Here is a 4,759-nt window from a genome sequence, read left to right on the forward strand (position 1 = left end):
GGCCATGGAGGGTATGGCCGGGGTGATCCACATGGCGGGTGTCGTGCGCGAAGCGCCGTTCGAGGACATCTTGCAGACCAATGTCGTCGGCACCTGGAATGTCTATGAGGCTGCACGGCGTCAGGGCGTGCGCCGCGTCGTCTTCGGCTCCAGCAACCACGCCGTCGGCTTCTATCCCCGCACGCAGCGCATCGACGAGACGGTCCTGCCACGCCCCGACGGTCGTTATGGGCTGAGCAAATGCTGGGGCGAGTCAGTAGGCGCCCTCTATGCCGACAAATATGGCATTCGCAGCATGCATGTGCGGATCGGCAATGCCGCCGACATCCCCGGCAATGCCCGCACGCTCAAAATCTGGGTCAGCGGGCGCGATCTCGCCCAGCTCTGCCTGATCGGGCTGGAGCATCCCGACATCCACAACACCATCGTCTATGGCGTTTCGGACAATGCCGGCGGCTGGTACGACAATGCCGTCGCTCACGGCCTGGGCTACCGGCCCCAGGACCATGCCGAGGACTATACCGAGGAAGCGATGGCGGGAGAGGCCCAGCTGACGCATGAGCCGCCGGCGCTCTTTTTCCAGGGCGGCGGTTTCTGCTCCATCGAATATGCCGGCGCACCGGTTCCGCCACCTGCCTGAGGTGCGGCCCCCTGTGCGACCGACTTTTCCCCTCCTGACCGTCACGAGGCCGCCGATGCGCATCACCGATGTCCGGGTCACCCCGATCGCCTTCCGCGATCCGCCGCTTCTGAATGTTTCCGGCGTGCACGAGCCCTGGGCCCTGCGCAGCATCATCGAAGTGGAAGCGGGCGATGGCCATGTCGGGCTCGGCGAAAGCTATGGYGATCTCGAAACCCTGGCCAATCTCGGCAAGGTGACGCCTGGCTTGATCGGGCTCRATCCATTCGACCTGAACGGGCTGACGCGGGTCGTCTATGCGGCGGTCGGCGGCGATCCCGATCCCGGCCAGAGCTTCGCGCCTGCCGGCGACAAAGCCCGTGCCTCGGCGCTCGCGGCCTTCGAAGTCCCCTTACTCGATCTACAGGGCCAGCTGACAGGTCGCCCGCTCTACGAAATCCTGGGCGGCAAGCTGCGTGACCGGGTGCCCTACAGCGCCTACCTCTTCTACAAGTTCGCTGGGCATAAGGACGATCCCGGCTATACGGCCGATGATTGGGGCGAGGCGCTCAACCACGAGCAGATGGTCGAGCAAGCGCGCCGGATGGTGACGGAGTTCGGCTTCGGTTCGATCAAGCTCAAGGGTGGCGTGTTCGAGCCGGATTTCGAGATCGAGACGCTCCGGCACCTGCGCAAGGCGTTCCCGGATCATCCGTTGCGGATAGATCCCAATGGCGGCTGGTCGGTCGAGACGACTCGGCGCGTCATGCCGCAACTGGAGGGGCTGCTCGAATATCTCGAGGACCCCGCCCGGACGCTCGCCGAAATGGGGCAGATCGCGACATTCGCGCCGATGCCTCTAKCCACCAACATGGTCACGATCGCCTTCGGGCATATTCCGGAAACGGTTCGCCTGAATGCCGTTCAGGTCGTTCTGTCCGACCACCATTATTGGGGCGGCCTGCGCGCCACCCAGCATCTCGCCCATCTCGCCCGTGTCTTCGGCTTGGGGATCTCGATGCACTCGAATTCCCATATGGGCATCAGCCTGGCGGCGATGACCCATGTCGGAGCGACGATCCCGAACCTCGCCTATGCTTGCGACACACACTATCCGTGGCAGGTCGAGGAGGTGATTGAGGGCGGCAAGCTCCGGATCGAGAGCGGCTCGGTTGCGCCGCCAGATGGACCAGGGCTCGGCGTGCGGCTGGACCGCGCGGCGCTGAGGCGCCTGAACCAGCAATATCTCGCTTGCGGCATCCGCGTGCGCGACGACACCAAGGAAATGCGCAAATACCAGCCGGACTTCAATTCGGCGCGCCCGCGCTTCTGAAGCTGACTCACCGGGCTCCCGCGGGCGCGGAAGCCCGCAAGAGGCTCACAACTAAATACCGGCTCGCCCCTTACTACGAGCGATCCGGCTGTGAGCTGACACAGATTTTCCAAACTATCTTGCTGAATTATGAAGTAATAATCGTCGATATATTAGAGAAAAACCGGACAATCGAGGAATTATGTTGAAATTATTATGGATTTGATCTAAGCAGGCGGACACCGTCTTCGCTCCGGCCTCCTGCTCCTTCAGCATCCCGATGATCTGCTCTTCCGTGAACCGTGAGGGGGCGCATCGTCCGTCTCCATGAGCGACGGACTCTACTCAAATCTGGAGGGGAATCAGGGTCTCAGGTCATCGGGTGGGGACGCTAATCCACATAACGCAGTATGGAGCGCATCTGAAAACAGAAAAGCCTATGGACCGTTTAGGGGTAAAACCGCCGTCCCGTTGGCAAGCTCTCTTATTGGGCAGAAAGACTTCTACGTACGCGGGGAAACGCGCATCTTCAAGTGAAGCCTACTTCTTGCTTGACGGCATTGACGCAGCGTTGAAGGGGGTAGGGACGAGTGTGGCTGGTAGCCCGCCTCTTGACCTCACCCGGGGCGGTGGGTGACGCTGCGGAAAATCGGGGGGCTGCGATGAGTGAGGAAGAGACACCCCATGTGGCTGCAACGCCGAAGGGGAAGCGCCCACGGGCAAAGGGAACTGTCGCTAAGGCTACCGCTCCTAAAATGCCCGCAGGTCTGGTAGTCGCTAACATCAAGGACGTTGCGAAGAGGCTCAAGAACCGACCCGGCAGCAAGTTTAAGTAGCTCGGATCGCGCCCGTACATCCGCGGTCGCCCATCTCTAAGATGTGAACAGGTCTCATCCGCTGTTTGCGCCTGGCGATGACGTAAGGTTAGGTTCGCTTCGCGGGTAGCAGGGAGTCGTGCCAATGCTAATCGGCGATCGTGTTTTCAGCGTGTGGACGCGCACCGCTCTGGTGGCGCTGCTTTTGGCCGGCTTTATTTTGCCGATGGCTTTGTCGAGCCAATAGCCGCGCCGGCGGACAGCATTCTTAAGCACGAACTCGCGATCCGCTGCCCTAGGACCGGTCTGCCGGTCCCCACCGGCGGACACGAGAGCGCGTTTTGCTAACGTCGATCGCCCGCAGGACGTTGCTCAGATGCCCCGCCTGTGACGGGTCACACGTTTGGCAAATCCGGGAAGCTTGGTCCGACACCAGCAGCCGACGGCGTCGAAGATCAGAGCGATACTGAGTTGCTCTGATCGGCGCGTATCCCCTTGACCGCGCCGCCGGTGTCGAGTGACCTCGCGGCAAGCGGAGGTCAAATGAATATCTATTTCGTGGATAACGCGAGCAACCGGCTGATGCATTTCATGCTTGGGGGTGATCCCAAGCTATTCAAGGTAGGGGATCACGTTAACATCACAACCGACAAGCAGTTTGGACGCAAGATCGAGGCTGGAGGCATCATTACTGCTATCCGGCACAACATCGTCGATCTGAAAGACGAGGATGCGCAACATTCCGTATCGGTGCATCTGCAAACGTATTAGCCCTCGGCCAAGATCAACCAACCCCTTGCGGCTAGTGAAGGCACCCTTTGACGGCAAATAAGAACCGGCCCGTGTACGTACATCCGGTATCACGGGCCGGTTTTCGTCAGGCGGCATTCATGCGCCCCTTGCGCCGCTTCTTCCGCTGCGTCATCTTCCATTTAGGAGGACGACGCATGCGCGCCTTGCTGGTTCTGACAACACTCATCTTTCTTACCCCAACGTTTTCGCACGCGCAGCAGCAGCGTGGCAGCGAGAAATCACGCGAGGAGTGCAAGGATGAAGCCCGCCGCGTGCACAAGCAAGGACGAAACAGCCAAATGTCTCGCGACGAACGGCGGGCTATTCAACGCGATTACGTTCGCGCTTGCCGCGGGCGGGCGCCCAAAGCCTGAAGTCGCGGCTACTAACCCGCCCCGCTGGTACATCCGCAGTCGTCGGWGGGTTCGCGCTAGCGAACCGCTTATTCGTCTGGATCGCTTGCTGGGCCGCGCTAGTCGGCCCACGGCCTCGCAGCATGTCGTCCGCAATCTTGGCCTGCACGCTAATCATGACAGTGATATCGCCGTTGGACTCCTGGCCGGTCTCGACCTAGACTAAGCTTCAGAAGTCGCCCTGCGCGTCGGAAGCTGAAGTACCCCCGACACGGGGCGACTGGGCCACGATGTCTGTGACCTGCATGACGTCGGTTCTGCTGGCCTTTAGCGTGGTCTGGGCCGCCGAAACGCGACCGTACAGGGTGGCCAAGGCATCTAGCGGCGAGGCGTTGCGCTGTGCGCTCGCGAATAGCTAATCGAAGACACTGGCCGTGTCGTTGATCCCTGAAACCTTCAGCGTGTTGATGGTCTTGGTGTAGTCATCCGCGACCTTGCGGATATCGTTAAGCGCAAAGCCAACAGCGAGGCCCGCGAACAACCCGGCCACGCGCTTGCCGAGCGCATTGAAGGAAGCACCTATGCCTTTTTCCATTTGGCTGGCGCGGTCTTCAAGCTGCTCGAAAATGCGATAAGAAGTCGCGCTTTGCTTCTTTAACTGATTTTCGAAATTATGCCTGAAATTTCTAAAATGAGGCTAATTTTTTCGATGTCTACTGCCATAAAAATACCTTGTCGTAATCCTCAGAATCACTGAAGTGATTTGCCATCGTTCTCATTCGCAAAGAGAGAAAAAGAAATGTCAGAAAATAATCTGGAAGTGGTCGAGTTGGTTGCCGGTATCGTTTCGGCATTTGTGTCGCACAAC

At 59.8% G+C, this 4,759-nt stretch carries 5 protein-coding genes; 4 read left to right on the plus strand and 1 reads right to left on the minus strand.

The features are described 5' to 3' along the window. The 4 genes from AC1DVA_RS26385 to AC1DVA_RS26400 form a co-directional block, all read left to right on the plus strand. A partial coding sequence (locus AC1DVA_RS26385) for an NAD-dependent epimerase/dehydratase family protein (protein ID WP_476807851.1) occupies positions 1 to 640 on the plus strand: 640 nt, incomplete at its 5' end. A gap of 55 nt (positions 641 to 695) precedes the next feature. Then, a complete protein-coding gene (locus tag AC1DVA_RS26390) occupies positions 696 to 1,952 on the plus strand; it encodes a glucarate dehydratase family protein (protein ID WP_476807852.1) in 1,257 nt (418 codons plus the stop codon). Positions 1,953 to 3,289: 1,337 nt separating this feature from the next. Further along, positions 3,290 to 3,517 carry a hypothetical protein gene (locus AC1DVA_RS26395; protein WP_476807853.1) on the plus strand — a complete coding sequence of 76 codons (228 nt, stop codon included), beginning with the start codon at positions 3,290 to 3,292 and terminating at the stop codon, positions 3,515 to 3,517. Between the two features lie 176 nt (positions 3,518 to 3,693). Then, positions 3,694 to 3,912 (plus strand): hypothetical protein, encoded by a 219-nt coding sequence (locus tag AC1DVA_RS26400; protein WP_476807854.1) that lies wholly within the window; start codon positions 3,694 to 3,696, stop codon positions 3,910 to 3,912. A gap of 394 nt (positions 3,913 to 4,306) precedes the next feature. Here the strand turns inward: AC1DVA_RS26400 and AC1DVA_RS26405 are convergent, their stop codons facing one another. Then, positions 4,307 to 4,486, minus strand: a complete 180-nt coding sequence (locus tag AC1DVA_RS26405; RefSeq protein WP_476807855.1) for a hypothetical protein — start codon at positions 4,484 to 4,486, stop codon at positions 4,307 to 4,309. Between the last annotated feature and the right edge of the window lie 273 nt (positions 4,487 to 4,759).

The organism is Allobosea sp. P4_C6 (assembly GCF_056402015.1).